The following is a 15,018-nucleotide window of genomic DNA, read 5'->3' as shown; positions in this document are numbered from 1 at the left end:
TGTGCGGGGCTTTAGAGCCCCGCTTCTGCTTCGATCTGAGCGCGCGATTTACGTGCCCGTTCGGTTGCGGATTTCAACTGACCACAAGCGGCCATGATGTCCTCACCGCGCGGCGTGCGGATTGGTGACGCATAGCCTGCTTCCATCAGGATCCGCGCAAACGCGTGGATACGGTTGTTCGACGACCGTTTATACGGAGCCCCCGGCCATTCGTTGAACGGGATCAGGTTCACTTTGGCTGGAATACCGTCGAGCAGTTTGACTAAACGATGGGCGTCCTCGAACGTGTCGTTCACACCGTCGAGCATCACATATTCAAACGTGATACGTTCGCTGTTCGTCGCCTTCGGATATTCGCGAAGTGCGTCCAAAAGGGCCTCAATGTTCCATTTTTTGTTTACCGGAACGAGCTTATCGCGCACTTCATCGGTCGTTGCGTGGAACGATACCGCGAGAAGGCAGCCAATTTCCTCGGCAGTCCGTGCGATTTCGGGAACAACACCAGAGGTCGACAGCGTGATGCGGCGACGGCCCAGTGCGATGCCTTCACCATCCATGGTGATCTTCATCGCATCACGGACGTTTTCGAAATTATAGAGCGGCTCGCCCATGCCCATCAGAACGATGTTAGACAGCAAACGTGGGCCATCATCACCAGTGCCAGTGCCTGGCTCGGGCCATTCATCCAAATCATCGCGCGCCAGCATGATCTGACCAACGATCTCAGAGGCCGTGAGGTTGCGCACCAATTTCTGCGTGCCCGTATGGCAGAACGAACAGGTCAGCGTGCAGCCAACTTGGGAAGACACGCACAGCGTTCCGCGGCCTTCCTCAGGAATGTAGACAATCTCGACCTCGTGGCCGCCCGCAATACGAACGAGGTATTTGCGGGTGCCATCCTCGGACACGAGCTTTGTCACCAACTCAGGACGCTCAATCACGAAATTCTCGGAGAGCATCTTGCGATAGTCTTTGGACAGGTTGGTCATGACGTCGAAATCGGTCACGCCCCAGTGGTAGACCCACTGCCACACCTGATTGAGGCGCATCTTGGCCTGCTTCTCGGGCGTACCTGCTTCGATCAATGCCTCACGCATTTGTTCGCGGGTCATGCCAGCAAGGTTTTTGGCTCCCTCCGGCAGTTTGCGGGGGATTGTCAGGACGTCTTGGGTAATCGGAGCAGTCGCGGTCATAGCAGCCTCGGGTGCGGGTAGATGGGCGCTCATATAGGATTCGGGGCAGAATTCAAAAGAATTCCGCCCCAATATAAGTCAAATAATGGTGCAGCGGGTCGAAATTAACCAGCGCAGCGGCGCTGAGCCTCTTCCAACGATGCCGTGAAACCCAAAAGCGAGAAGCTATCTTTGGTCACGGTGCCGCGTGCGGAACGCGCTGTCAGGACCGCTTCAGAGCCAGCACGCATCGCCGCAACAATCTGTGCATCGGCTTCGGCATTAGCAGGCCAAGCGTTTTCGCCCTGAACGTAGAGATCATACTCGCGTCCACCGATTTCCATCTTCACAGTTGATTCACCTGCGAACGGATACCCACCCGTGAACACCACTTGGCCATTCAGACCAGCAGAGGGCTTAAAGAAAACGTAGAGCAGGATATCACCACGGCGCACCGCAACCACGTTGCCATCGCGTGTGTTCACTGTCTCTTTGGGTGCCGAAACGATCCAGCATTCGCGCGGATCATTGCCTTCAAAGACACTCCAGTCGGTGTTGGCGGCTACGCGATTGTCAGAGTCCTGCGCGACAGCAACACTAGCCGTACCGAGCGCAAGAGCGACAACTGCCGCACGCATCATTCCAGAAATCATTAGACAGCCTCCAAGCTGTTTTTGCCTCTTCTTCCACTCACCCGATGCTCTACCGTCACCGTTCCGCCAGCGGATCTATTCTCTCGATGTTGTATCTTTACCAAGAAAAGAGGCCTATGGGAAAGTCCTATTGGCGCACGAAATTGTGCGGATTCCCGCCTGAACGCCCTGAACTCAGGCCATTGCATCCCAAATCAGCTTAATCGCCATCGCTGTAGAGGCGATCACTAGAACGGGTTTGATAACGCGCGAGCCGACTTTCATCGCCAATTTAGAGCCCAGATAAGCCCCTGCCATCTGCCCCGCGCCCATACATAGCCCCGTCACCCAGAGCGGTTTAGCAACCAACGCAAAGGCAAGCGTCGCACCCACGTTGGATGCAAAGTTCAGTAGTTTTGTATGTGCCGTCGCTTTCAGCACGCCATAGCCACCCAAGGCGACGAAACCGAGCATGAAAAACGCCCCCGTGCCTGGCCCGAGGAGGCCGTCATAGAACCCGATTACGGGCACGAACGCGATCATGAACAGAGCTGGGCTGATGCGTTGCACTCGATCCAGATCATCCAAACCGGGTTTAAATGCAAAGAAGAGCGCGACTGCGATCAGCAAAACGGGCAAGCCCAAGCGGATCACATCTGTGGGCAGGAACGAGGCGAGCAACGCACCTGCGATCGATGCTGCAAATGACATCAACGCTGAGGGCATTTGGGCTAACAGGTTCACATGCCCAGCCCGCGCATAGTTGATCGCAGCCATGCCTGCGCCAAACAACCCTTGGACCTTATTCGTTGCGAGTGCCGTAATCGGGTTCAGACCAGCTATCAGCAGCGCAGGAATGGTAATCAATCCACCACCGCCCGCGATCGAGTCGATAAAGCCCGCCACAAACGCAGCGCCGGTAAGAAGAACGAGAAGTTCGACAGAATGTTCTAGCACTTAGGATACAAACTCGCTGCGTTTATACCCCTGCAGATAGAGGAGCGCGGTCAAATCGCCGTGGTTAATACGAACGTTGCACTCTGCCTGCACACTTGGCTTCGCGTGAAGCGCCACGCCAGTGCCCGCACGACCGAGCATACCGAGGTCGTTCGCGCCATCACCAACGGCAATCACATCGGCCTCTGAGATACCCAGACGCGCTGTGATCTCTTCCAGCGCCTGAACCTTCGCTTCGCGACCAAGGATCGGGTAGCCGACTTTACCCGTCAGCTTGCCGCCTTCGGCAATCAGGGTATTCGCACGGTTTTCATCAAACCCCAACGCTGCAGCGATGCGTGATGTGAACGCGGTAAATCCGCCAGACACCAAGGCCGCGTAACCGCCCTGTGCTTTCATTGTCTGCACCAGTTCATAACCGCCTGGCATATGGGTGATGCGGGTATTCAGAACGTGTCCGATAACAGCCTCATCCAACCCTGCCAAAAGGCCAACACGCTCTTCCAAAGCGCCGTTGAAATCCAACTCGCCATTCATCGCACGCTTTGTGATGTCTGCGACCCGTTCACCTACGCCAGCTTCGGCGGCCAGTTCATCGATGCATTCCTGACGGATCATCGTCGAATCCATATCGGCAAGGAGCATCTTTTTGCGACGTCCTTCGGTCGGCTGGATCACCAAATCGATCCCATTCGACTGCAGATCGGACCAAACATCCCAAAAATTCGACGGCTCTACGGGCACTTCGAACTCCGCTACCTCATCAACCGACAACCAGATCGCGTCGCCACCGCCCCACGCATTACGGAGCGATTCCACCAATGGCGTTTCGATTTTCCGCTCGGATGGCGCACAAAGAAGGGTGACGGTGAACATCGGACAACTCCGGTTACGACTGGTTTCGCTAGCGTTTCGCATATCCCTAAGCCGCTGCCAAGCAGGTCCGAAGTTTCCGATAGTAGTCGCTGATGGTTCAATTGCGACCTTTTGCCGAAAACAAGCGTCATTTTCCCCATTGCAGCTTTCTGCACTGCCGCATATGTCCAGCAGCGGGACACCTCTCCCCAACGAGAGGCGCTTATCTGAAAGGGTACCAGAAATGGTCAAAGAGACTCCGGCAACGCGTCCGGCAAATGCGCGTTTTTCTTCCGGCCCCTGCGCCAAGATTCCAGCCTTCGAACTCAATATGCTCGCCGACGCCCCGATGGGTCGCTCTCACCGCGCTGCTGTTGGTAAAGCAAAGCTGAAAGAGGCAATCGACCTCACCCGTGAAATTCTCGGCGTTCCCGCCGACTACCGCATCGGCATCGTTCCGGCGTCTGATACTGGCGCTGTTGAGATGGCCATGTGGTCGATGCTCGGCGCTCGTGGCGTCGACATGGTCGCTTGGGAATCCTTCGGCGAAGGCTGGGTCACCGACGTGGTGAAACAGCTGAAACTAGACGCAAACGTTCACAAAGCTGCTTATGGCGAAATCGTCGATTTCACCAAAGTGAACTTTGACAACGACGTTGTCTTTACTTGGAACGGCACCACTTCGGGCGTTCGCCTGCCGTCTGGCGATGCGATCCCTGCGGACCGCGCTGGCCTGACCATTTGTGATGCGACCTCCGCTGCTTTCGCGATGGACCTCGCTTGGGACAAACTCGACGTTGTGACCTTCTCTTGGCAGAAGGTTATGGGCGGCGAAGGTGCCCACGGCATCCTGATCCTCAGCCCACGCGCTGTTGAACGCCTCGAAACTTACGTTCCTGCATGGCCGCTGCCAAAGATCTTCCGCATGACCAAAGGCGGCAAGCTGATCGAAGGTATCTTTGTTGGTGAAACGATCAACACGCCGTCAATGCTGGCTGTTGAGGACTACCTTGTTGCGCTGAAATGGGCGCAAAACCTCGGTGGCCTGAATGCACTGATCGCACGTTCGACCGCCAACGCTCAGGCCATCTGGGACTTTTGCGCAACTCGCGACTGGATCGCTAACCTTGCTGTTTCCGACGACATTCGTTCGAACACTTCGGTTTGCCTGAAGTTCACCGACGACCGCATCCAAGACGGCGCTGCATTTGCCAAGGCCGTAGCAAAACGTCTCGAAAAAGAAGGTGTTGCGCTGGATGTGGGTGCCTACCGTGACGCGCCTGCTGGTCTGCGTATCTGGTGTGGTGCAACCGTCGAAACCTCGGACATCGAAGCAATGCTTCCGTGGCTCGAGTGGGCATTCGAAGCAGAAATCGAAGCACAAGCGTGATCTTGCGGGGCGCGATTAACCGCGCCCTTACCCCCCATTTTCGGGCAGATGCCCACAAATAAAGGAGCCCCATCATGGCCCCCAAAGTTCTTATTTCGGACGAACTCTCCCCCGCAGCCGTTCAGATCTTCAAAGATCGCGGTCTTGAAGTCGACTTCCAGCCTCAGCTAGGCAAAGACAAAGAAGCGCTCGAAGCGATCATCGGCAACTACGATGGTCTCGCGATCCGCTCTGCGACCAAAGTGACCGAGAAAATCATCGCCGCTGCGACCAATCTCAAAGTCGTCGCTCGCGCTGGTATCGGCGTCGATAACGTGGACATCCCGACTGCCTCGAAAAAAGGTATCATCGTGATGAACACGCCGTTCGGCAACATGATCACCACGGCTGAGCACGCTATCGCAATGATGTTCGCTGTCGCACGTCAAATCCCCGAAGCGTCTGCATCCACCCATGCTGGCAAATGGGAAAAGTCGAAATTCATGGGTGTTGAGCTGACTGGCAAAACACTTGGCGTTATTGGCGCAGGTAACATTGGTTCGATCGTGATCGATCGCGCTCAGGGCCTGAAAATGAAGGTCGTCGCATACGATCCGTTCCTGTCCGAAGAACGCGCTGCGAAAATCGGCGTTGAGAAACTGGAGCTCGACGAGCTGCTCGCACGTGCTGACTTCATCACCCTGCACGTTCCGCTGACCGACTCGACCCGCAACATCCTGTCGCGCGAAAACCTCGCGAAAACCAAACCAGGCGTTCGCATTGTGAACTGTGCTCGCGGTGGTCTGGTTGACGAGGAAGCTCTCGCTGACATGCTGAAATCGGGCCATGTTGCTGGCGCTGCGTTCGACGTGTTCTCGGTCGAGCCTGCGAAAGAAAACCCGCTGTTCAATCTGCCGAACGTTGTCTGCACCCCGCACTTGGGCGCAGCTACTTCGGAAGCGCAGGAAAACGTGGCGCTTCAGGTTGCAGAACAAATCTCTGACTACCTGCTGACTGGCGCTGTTACCAACGCACTCAACATGCCGTCCGTGACCGCCGAAGAAGCAAAAGTCATGGGCCCGTGGATCAAGCTGGCTGGTCACCTCGGTAACTTCATCGGCCAGATGACCGACGAACCGATCAAAGCGATCAACGTGATGTATGACGGCGTCGTTTCCGACATGAACCTCAAAGCGCTCGATTGTGGCGTGATTGCAGGCATCATGAAGAAAGCGAACCCTGACGTGAACATGGTGTCCGCACCTGTGATCGCAAAAGAACGCGGTATCAAACTCTCGACCACCACTCAGGATCAGTCAGGCGCGTTCGAAGGCTACATCAAAGTGACCGTTGTCACCGATGGTTACGAGCGTTCGGTTGCTGGCACGGTGTTCTCTGATGGCAAGCCGCGCTTTATCCAAATCAAAGGCATCAACGTCGACGCCGAAGTTGGTCAGCACATGCTCTATACCACCAACGAAGACGTTCCGGGCATCATCGGTACGCTGGGCTCGACCCTTGGCAACAATGGCGTCAACATCGCGAACTTTACCCTTGGTCGCGCTGGCGCAGGTGGCGAAGCAATTGCGCTTCTCTATGTAGACGAAGCGCTCAATGCTGAGACACTAAAAGCCCTGTCAGAAACCGGTAAATTCAAGCAGGTCAAACCGCTGGTCTTTGACGTGGCTTAATCCACGCTACATTCACTAAAAGGGGGCGGGTTTCCGCCCCTTTTTCCATTTGAAGCCCTGCCGTTACACAGGCCAACTATGACGAGGGCTTACCACACGTTCGGGACACATCATGATTTACGCTATTGGCGATATTCACGGCCAAATCGACCAACTCGAAAACGCACTTCGCCTTATAGAAGTCGATGGTGGTGCAGACGCTCATATCGTCTTTCTCGGGGATTATACGGACCGTGGTCCCAATAGCCGCGCTGTGGTAGAGCGACTGCTGAATGGCGTTGCCGAAGGTCGGAACTGGACTGTTCTGCGCGGCAATCACGACCGGATGTTCTGTCGTTATCTCGCGGATGGCACCGAGCACGACTCCCAGATTAAGTCTGGCAAAGGTTGGTTCGATCCTGCCCTCGGCGGGACAGAAACCCTACGGTCTTATGGAGTCGACGTTGGCGGCACCGACACACTCAAACGTGCCCAAGCCGCCGTTCCCCCCGAACACCTCGCATTCTTGGAAAGTCGCCCGCTCTGGTTCGAAACGGACGAGTTGATCTTTGTTCACGCAGGCATTCGTCCCAACATTGCGATGGAGGACCAGATTGAGGACGACCTGATCTGGATCCGCATTGGTTTCTTGGATCACGAAGGCCCATTCGAGAAACTGATCGTTCATGGTCACACCGCACTGGATACGCCAACTCATCTTGGCAATCGGGTCGATCTCGATGGCGGCGCTGGCTATGGCCGTCCGCTCGTTCCTGCGGTATTTGATGGAACCACCTGTTTTACTTTGACCGATCAGGGGCGCGTTCCGCTACTACCGTCGGTTTGAAAGACCTTAAATGCCCGTTGAATTTTCGTCCCTTACTGACCTAATGGCACACGGTTTTGACACCGTGATCGACGTGCGTTCCCCTGCCGAATACGCCGAGGACCACATCGCGGGCGCGATCAGTCTGCCAGCCATGTCGAACGAAGAACGAGCAACCGTCGGGACGATCTACAAACAAGAAAGCCCATTCAAAGCCCGCAAAATCGGCGCGGCAATCGTTGCCCGCAATGTTGCGCACCACCTTGAAACCGCACTTTCTGACAAGGATGGCGGATGGAAGCCGTTGGTCTACTGCTGGCGCGGCGGACAACGTTCAGGGTCCGTAGCCATCATCCTCAAACAGATCGGATGGCGGGCGGATACCATCGCGGGTGGGTACAAGACCTACCGTCGCTTCGTATACAACGACATGTATGAGACCCAAGTCCCGCACCGCTTTGTGCTGTTAGATGGGAATACAGGGACAGCAAAGACCGATATTCTTAACCGTTTATCTGCGCACGGCATCCAGACACTCGACCTCGAGGGGATGGCGCAGCATCGCGGCTCTATGTTGGGCGGTGTTGCGGGTGGCCAACCTGATCAGAAAACCTTTGAGTCCCGATTGGCTTGCAAACTATCGACACTGGACCCAAACCACCCAGTCGTCGTCGAAGCCGAAAGCAGCAAAATCGGACGCTTGAATGTGCCGCCGACCGTATGGGCCGCGATGTGCGATGCACCTCGTATTGATATCGAAGCCCCAGTTGAAGAACGGGCGCGGTATTTACAGGGCGCCTACGCCGATGTCATCGCAGACACCGACCGCTTGACCGCTCTATTGCAGCCGCTTCGACAACATCGCAGCCATGCGACCGTCGATCACTGGGAAACCCTGCTACGGGGCGGTGACTTTACCGCTCTCGCACGCGCTTTGATCGTCGATCACTACGATCCGTCCTACGCGAAATCCCGATCAGTGCATGCACCGACCGTTCTTAGCTCGCTTCACAGCGACACCCTAGACGACATCGGACAGGCCAACTTGGCAGAGCGCGTGGCCGATATCGTCAAATCACTTTGATTGCTGGTGTGTCGGTGATCCGGCCAATAGCCGCAGCGCCATAACCACAGAGCTTCAATTTCCGCACCATTTCGTCAGCAAGATCGGCACGCACAGCAGCCAGCAAACCGCCCGAGGTTTGCGGATCGAACAATAGATCGAACCGCGGCCCTTGCGCCCCAAAGACGCCGCCAGCCCCCTCGCGATTTTCGTCCCAAAGCGTGGATTTCACACCTGCGGCGATCAGCTCTTCGGCGCCACGCAACACTGGCAGGTTCGCCAAGGTGATTTCTGCGCCAACGCCTGATGCTTCGCAAATACCAGACAAATGCCCTGCCAGACCAAAGCCTGTGACATCCGTCATCGCTCGTGCTTCGGACGCTAGGATACGGCTCGCGACAGCCTGTGGTTCAGCCATACGCTGATAGACCGCCAATACATCGCGCCCCTTTGCGAGCCCCCGCATTTCGGCGGCCAAGAGAACACCTGTACCCAGTGGCTTTGTTAAGATGAGAACGTCGCCCTCTTTTGCACCCTCAATCGTGCGCACGTCACCTGTAGTGCGGCCCGTGATGGTAAAGCCGATGGTGAATTCTGATCCGACTGAGGTATGTCCCCCCGCGATGACCGCGCCTACCCGCCCCATAACATCCGCCGCAGCCGAGGTAATCTCTACCATTGTGCGTTGCTGAAGCTCTGACGACATGCGCGGCAAGATCACAGACAACGTAGCAGCCTGAGGTTCCGCCCCCATCGCCCAAATATCGCCCAGCGCATGGGTCGCAGCGATGCGCGTCATGAGATCGGGATCATGGGTAAAGGCTCTGAGATGATCGGTGGTCATAACGAGGGTCTCACCGCCGACCTCAATCACTGCTGCATCATCACCTTTCACATAGCGAACGTCATCGCGGTCACTGCTGGGCAAGTCGGCAAGGGCTGCACGCAATGCACTTCGTCCTACCTTGGACCCGCATCCTGCACACATCGGGACATCGCCCAAGACCGCGCGGACACCGTCAGCGACCAGTGCAGGCAACTTTGGCTGCGCCATTGCGGGCAAGTTATGGAATTTCTCCATGAACGTCGTATCGATGCGGTTTTTCCACAACCACAACAGCGGCCCCCGAACAGCCGTTCCAAGCTTTTCTGCTAGTGCGGATTTCTGACCGAGTGAGACGAGCTTGAGGTAATCTTTCTGCGGTTGGTATCCTTTGAAGGTTCCCCCCGACAGAGCGGCCCGAAGGTTATGGAACAGAACCGGCGCTTCACGAACAGCAAAAACACCCGCCTTTGGACGTGGCGCATGGGTGAGATAGGCACAATCGCCCGCCGCGAAAACGTGACTATCGCTCGACTGCAAGGTTGGTCCGACGCTGATAAAACCTTGGTAAAGGTTCAATCCCGTCTCAGCGATCCAACCATGCGGGCGTGCGCCTGTCGCACCATTGGTAAAAGTAGACGGAATACGCGTGCCATCCTTTAGGACCACAGAATCCGCCGTCACCTCAACGACATCCGTGTTCTCGATCAGCTCGACACGCGCCTCTTTTAGCGATTTCAGCAATTGAGACCGAGCCGTATCGCTAAATTCGGACAGCGCTGTGCCGCGATCAATCAAACGAACCTCGGCCGATTTGCCTCGCAGCGCATGTGCCATCGCCATAGAAAGTTCAGCACCCGCAACGCCGCCACCCAAAACCGCAACACGAGGCTTCTTGGCCTCTTTGCGATAGGCATCCCAACGCGCCGCAAATGTATCGAGAGGTTTTGCAGGAATACCATGTTCAGCAAATCCCGGCAGATCAGGCATCTCGGATGTGATCCCGATATCAATAGACGCGATGTCATATGGTATCGGTCCACGCCCCTTGAGGCTGATGGTCCGTCTACGCAAATCAATCCCAGTGGCTTTGTCCACGATGACCCGAGCACCCGCAAATCGCGCCAGTTTAATCAGATCAATATCGAGTTCATCTTTGGAATAGTGTCCCGCCACAAACCCTGGCAGCATTCCAGAGTATGGAGCCGTGGGCGCAGGGTTAATCACTGTCAATCGAACGCCAGGCAATGGGTTCATGCCCCACATCCGCAAAACGAGAGCGTGCGTATGCCCACCGCCGATCAAAACGAGGTCGCGGGTCAGAGGGATTTGATCGTGCATGATGGGTGACTCGTTCGCAGTTCGATTACCGATCCACCGAGACTGACATTTGGCCTCTCAACTGGCAACCGGACATCCCACCGCACCACCATCATTGATTTCCCGAAATGACGGAACGTTTCACTGTTTTCCCACATTACCATGAGTAACCTTCGCCCAACGGGAGGACCACAATGACTGACATCGTAATTTTGGGCGGCGCACGGACCGCAATTGGCACATTCGGCGGTAGCCTCGCAGGCACGGCTCCAATCGACCTTGGCGCAATCGCGGCCAAAGCAGCTTTGGAGCGTTCGGGCGTCACTGGAGATCAGATCGGCACGACGGTCTTTGGCCACATCATCAACACCGAACCGCGTGATATGTATCTGTCACGCGTTGCTGCGATGCAGGCTGGCGTTCCTGAGACAACTCCCGCCATGAACGTGAACCGCCTGTGTGGGTCGGGCGTTCAGGCGATTGTATCGGCCACGCAGTCGTTGATGCTCGGCGATGCGGATTTCGCATTGGCTGGTGGCGCGGACTGCATGAGCCGCTCGCCCTACATCCTCCCCGATGCACGGTGGGGTGCAAAAATGGGAGACATTCGCGGCCTCGACATGATGGTCGGCGCACTGACCTGCCCATTCGGCACAGGTCACATGGGCGTCACCGCTGAAAACGTTGCGCGGGATTATAACATCAGCCGCGAGGACCAAGACGCTTTTGCAGCAGAAAGCCAACGCCGCGCATTGGCCGCGATGGAGGCAGGGTATTTCGACAGCCAAATCGTGCCCGTTGAGGTGAAGGTAAAACGAGAGATGGTCGCCTTTACCCGCGATGAACACGGCAAACCGACCACCGTAGAAGCCCTCGCTGGCCTACGCCCCGTGTTCCAAAAAGACGGCTCTGTCACCGCTGGCAACGCAAGTGGCATCAACGACGGTGCTGCGGCTGTCATCCTTGCCCGTGCTGATGCGGCAGAAAAAGCAGGCCTCACACCGAAATTCCACATCGCCGGCTATGCGCATTCTGGCGTCGCACCAGAGGTCATGGGTATTGGCCCGATCCCAGCCGTTCGATCCTTGTGCGAACGCACTGGCCTTTCAATCGCGGACTTTGACGTGATTGAATCGAACGAAGCCTTCGCGGCCCAAGCCATCGCGGTGGCTCGTGAGCTTGGATTTGATGCGGCCAAGGTGAACCCGAATGGCGGCGCAATTGCTCTTGGCCACCCTGTCGGCGCGACGGGTGCCATTCTGACCGTCAAGACCATGTATGAACTCGACCGCATCGGCGGCCGCTATGGCCTCATCACCATGTGTATCGGTGGTGGCCAAGGCATCGCGCTGGCGATTGAGCGCCTCTGATCATTCCTCAGGATAGTCGCGGGAGAACACCAAGGTGTTGTCCTGCGACATCTCTGGATCAAAGGCATATCCACCCGTGTGGAACCCCTTAAGATCCTCCACCTCTGTGATGCGGTTTTCGATGATATACCGCGCCATTGCACCCCGCGCCCGTTTCGCGAAAAAGCTAACGATCTTTGGCTTGCCGCCTTTGACCTCATAGAACTGTGGCGTCACCACACGAAGTTTCAGGGCCTTATTGTCCGCCGCATGGAAATATTCCTGTGAGGCACAATTGACCAAGATATCCGTCCCAATGGCCTCCGCCTCTGCGTTTAGGCGCTTGGAAATTTGTGTGCCCCAGTAGTCATACAAATCCTCGCCGCGACGGGTCTTGAGCTTGCTCCCCATCTCTAACCGATAAGGCTGCATGCCATCCAACGGACGCAGCAACCCATACATCCCCGAGAGTATCCGCAAGTGATCCTGCGCCCAGCGCAACGCATCTGGATCAAGGGTCTTTGCTTCCAACCCTTTGTAGGTGTCCCCATCGAACGCAAAAACCGCTGGCTTTACATTCTCGGGCTCTGGATCGGCGCTATAAGCCTTGAACCGATCGCGGTTCAATTTCGCTAGATTATCCGAAATCGACATCAGACCTTTCAGGTCTGACAGGGTCAGGTTCCGCGCAGCCTTGGCCAATCGCATCGCATCATCAGGGAACATCAGGTCAGTCATTTCGGCCGAAACAGGTGACATATCCAAAGATTTTGCGGGGGAAACGACGATCAGCATTTATGGCTCCTTCTTGCAGAGGGGAACCTAGCACTCACCCCTCAAAACTAAAGGGGCCAAACGCAGTTAATCCCCTGCTCAAATACACATGATTGTTAGGAAGCTTCTGACAAAACGCCCAAGAATGCATCCCCGAACCGTTCGGCATATTTCGCGCCGAGCACACGCTCCATCGTCGCCATGTCCCGAGGACGCATTTGCGCGACTTTCGCCAACAACGATGCCGAACATGTCATCGGTTTACCAGTGCCATCTTCGCCTCGACTGAGGTCGGCCTGCACTTCGAGCAGTCGATCATAAACCGAACCTTCACTGCGCCCCGCCATCTTGCGACGCGCGGGGTGAAGTTGTGCCACCTCACCTGCAATCACCGAAAGAAACGCATCACCGTAGCTCTGCAGTTTCTTCGCGCCTACACCGCTGATCTTTGCCATCTCGTCTAAGCTCATCGGGCGCTTCTGCGCCATCTCGATCAGAGTGCTATCGTTGTAGATGATATACGCGGGCACACCCGCCGCCTCCGCCAATGCACGGCGCTTCGCCTTAAGCGCTGACAACAATGGCGCATCGTCCTCGCTCACCAGCATTTTGATCTTATTGCCAGTCTTCGCGGCCTTAATCGTATCGCGCCGCAGCTGGATCGTATCCTCACCACGTAGAATGGGTCGCGCTTTTTCGGTCATGCGCAAACCACCATGCCGTTCAGGATCAGGGCGCAACAAATCATGTCCCATCATCTGTCGAAAAATCGCCTGCCATTCACGGCGACTATACTCTTTGCCAACGCCGTAGGTCGGCAACTGATCGTGTCCACGCTGTTTGATCTTATCCAGATCAGAGCCCAACAAGATCTCGATCAGATGCCCGGACCCATAGCTTTCCCCTGTCCGCAAAGCCGCAGACAGCGCCATCCGCACAGGCGTTGTTCCATCGAACACATCGGCAGGCTTGTCGCAAAGATCGCAATGACCGCAGGCCGTCGCCTCTTCGCCAAAATAGCCGAGCAGGGTTTTGCGACGGCATTCTAGCGCCTCGCACAGCCCCAAAAGCGCATTGAGACGCGCGTGATCAGCCATACGACGTTCCGGCGGCGCAAGACCCTCATCAATTTGCTGACGACGGTAACGAATGTCATCGGGTCCAAAGAGCGTGAGTGTCTCAGCGGGTGCTCCGTCACGACCTGCGCGACCAATCTCTTGGTAGTAAGACTCAATCGATTTCGGCAGGTCTGCATGGGCAACCCAACGGATGTCTGGCTTGTCGATACCCATACCAAAGGCAACGGTCGCAACCACGATCAGTCCGTCCTCTTGCTGAAAACGTCCCTCAACAACGCGACGGTCTTCCGCCTCCATCCCGCCGTGATAATGACAAGCCGCATGTCCCGCCTCTCGCAACGCTTGAGCGATGGTTTCCGTTTTGGCTCGCGTGCCGCAATAGACAATCCCAGACTGCCCTTTTCGCGCGGCCGCGAACGACAATATCTGCTGGCGCGGCTGATCCTTCACGGCAAAGGCGAGGTGGATATTCGGACGGTCAAATCCGCGCAGGAACGTAACGGGGGGAACGCCATCAAACAGCTTTTCAACTATTTCCGCTTGAGTTTCTGCATCAGCCGTCGCGGTAAAGGCCGCAAGTGGCACGCCCAACGCCCGCCGCAACTCGCCAATCCGCAAATAATCTGGGCGAAAATCGTGGCCCCACTGGCTAACGCAATGCGCTTCATCGACCGCAATCATGCTCACTCCGATGCGACGCAACATTTGCGGTACGCCGCCCGCGGCCAACCGCTCTGGCGCCATATACAAGAGCTTGAGACGCCCCTCTTCCAGCGCCTGCCAAACGGCATCGGTTTCTTCTTGAGTATTGCCAGAGGTCAGCGCGCCAGCCTCAACCCCAGCTTCACGTAGCCCTCGCACCTGATCACGCATCAAGGCAATGAGTGGCGAAATAACGACGGTCACACCCTCGCGCACCAAGGCTGGAAGTTGGAAACACAACGACTTACCGCCGCCTGTCGGCATAATGGCAAGCGTGTTTTGCCCCAGAGACACCGCCTCAACGATCTCTTCTTGACCCAGACGGAACCCGTCGAATCCGAATACGTCGCGCAAAAGCGTGGCTGCGGTCATAAGATCAATTTCTGGCTGCTCGTTTTGCCTAAAGAATCACAAGCCCCCAGTCAGA

The 15,018-nt window shown here is 56.3% G+C and carries 12 protein-coding genes; 5 read left to right on the top strand and 7 right to left on the bottom strand.

The window, feature by feature from the left end:
• Window positions 1-11 precede the first annotated feature (11 nt).
• The 4 genes from rlmN to serB all read right to left on the bottom strand — a co-directional run bounded on the left by rlmN (window position 12) and on the right by serB (window position 3,637).
• The gene (rlmN, locus tag QWY83_RS01195) at window positions 12-1,193 is read right to left on the bottom strand and encodes a dual-specificity RNA methyltransferase RlmN (protein ID WP_249946835.1); all 1,182 of its coding nucleotides are present in this window, start codon (window positions 1,191-1,193) and stop codon (window positions 12-14) included.
• 104 nt (window positions 1,194-1,297) lie between these two features.
• Window positions 1,298-1,825 (bottom strand): invasion associated locus B family protein, encoded by a 528-nt coding sequence (locus QWY83_RS01190; RefSeq protein ID WP_067547363.1) that lies wholly within the window; start codon window positions 1,823-1,825, stop codon window positions 1,298-1,300.
• A 174-nt stretch (window positions 1,826-1,999) separates the two neighbouring features.
• Window positions 2,000-2,761, bottom strand: coding sequence for a TSUP family transporter (locus QWY83_RS01185; RefSeq protein ID WP_105236035.1), 762 nt, complete (start codon window positions 2,759-2,761; stop codon window positions 2,000-2,002).
• The gene (gene serB / locus QWY83_RS01180) at window positions 2,762-3,637 is read right to left on the bottom strand and encodes a phosphoserine phosphatase SerB (RefSeq protein WP_249946746.1); all 876 of its coding nucleotides are present in this window, start codon (window positions 3,635-3,637) and stop codon (window positions 2,762-2,764) included.
• Window positions 3,638-3,860: 223 nt separating this feature from the next.
• On the opposite strand from serB, the gene QWY83_RS01175 reads away from it, so the two are divergent.
• The 4 genes from QWY83_RS01175 to mnmH all read left to right on the top strand — a co-directional run bounded on the left by QWY83_RS01175 (window position 3,861) and on the right by mnmH (window position 8,565).
• Window positions 3,861-5,006, top strand: coding sequence for a phosphoserine transaminase (locus tag QWY83_RS01175; RefSeq protein WP_249946745.1), 1,146 nt, complete (start codon window positions 3,861-3,863; stop codon window positions 5,004-5,006).
• A gap of 74 nt (window positions 5,007-5,080) precedes the next feature.
• On the top strand, window positions 5,081-6,676 hold the full coding sequence (gene serA, locus QWY83_RS01170) for a phosphoglycerate dehydrogenase (RefSeq protein WP_105236038.1): 1,596 nt from the start codon (window positions 5,081-5,083) through the stop codon (window positions 6,674-6,676).
• A 112-nt stretch (window positions 6,677-6,788) separates the two neighbouring features.
• Complete coding sequence (locus QWY83_RS01165; RefSeq protein WP_249946744.1) at window positions 6,789-7,502, top strand: metallophosphoesterase family protein; 714 nt, start codon at window positions 6,789-6,791, stop codon at window positions 7,500-7,502.
• A 43-nt stretch (window positions 7,503-7,545) separates the two neighbouring features.
• Entirely contained in the window at window positions 7,546-8,565 is a 1,020-nt protein-coding gene (mnmH, locus tag QWY83_RS01160; RefSeq protein ID WP_353958933.1) for a tRNA 2-selenouridine(34) synthase MnmH, read from the top strand.
• Here the strand turns inward: mnmH and selD are convergent.
• Window positions 8,552-10,708, bottom strand: coding sequence for a selenide, water dikinase SelD (selD, locus tag QWY83_RS01155; protein WP_249946742.1), 2,157 nt, complete (start codon window positions 10,706-10,708; stop codon window positions 8,552-8,554). The two genes, mnmH and selD, sit on opposite strands and share 14 nt — an antisense overlap.
• Window positions 10,709-10,881: 173 nt before the next feature.
• Between selD and QWY83_RS01150 the strand changes: the two genes are divergently transcribed.
• Window positions 10,882-12,057: an acetyl-CoA C-acyltransferase family protein gene (locus QWY83_RS01150; RefSeq protein WP_249946741.1), complete on the top strand. Its 1,176-nt coding sequence runs from the start codon at window positions 10,882-10,884 to the stop codon at window positions 12,055-12,057.
• On the opposite strand, the gene yaaA is transcribed toward QWY83_RS01150, so the two are convergent.
• Window positions 12,058-12,831: a peroxide stress protein YaaA gene (gene yaaA / locus QWY83_RS01145; RefSeq protein ID WP_249946740.1), complete on the bottom strand. Its 774-nt coding sequence runs from the start codon at window positions 12,829-12,831 to the stop codon at window positions 12,058-12,060.
• Between the two features lie 95 nt (window positions 12,832-12,926).
• Window positions 12,927-14,963: a DNA helicase RecQ gene (gene recQ / locus QWY83_RS01140; protein WP_249946739.1), complete on the bottom strand. Its 2,037-nt coding sequence runs from the start codon at window positions 14,961-14,963 to the stop codon at window positions 12,927-12,929.
• Window positions 14,964-15,018 lie beyond the last annotated feature (55 nt).

The organism is Marivivens donghaensis, assembly GCF_030410045.1.
Taxonomy (GTDB): Bacteria; Pseudomonadota; Alphaproteobacteria; order Rhodobacterales; family Rhodobacteraceae; genus Marivivens; species Marivivens donghaensis.
Note: the sequence above shows the minus strand (reverse complement) of the source record. Positions and strands in the feature narration are given on the sequence as shown.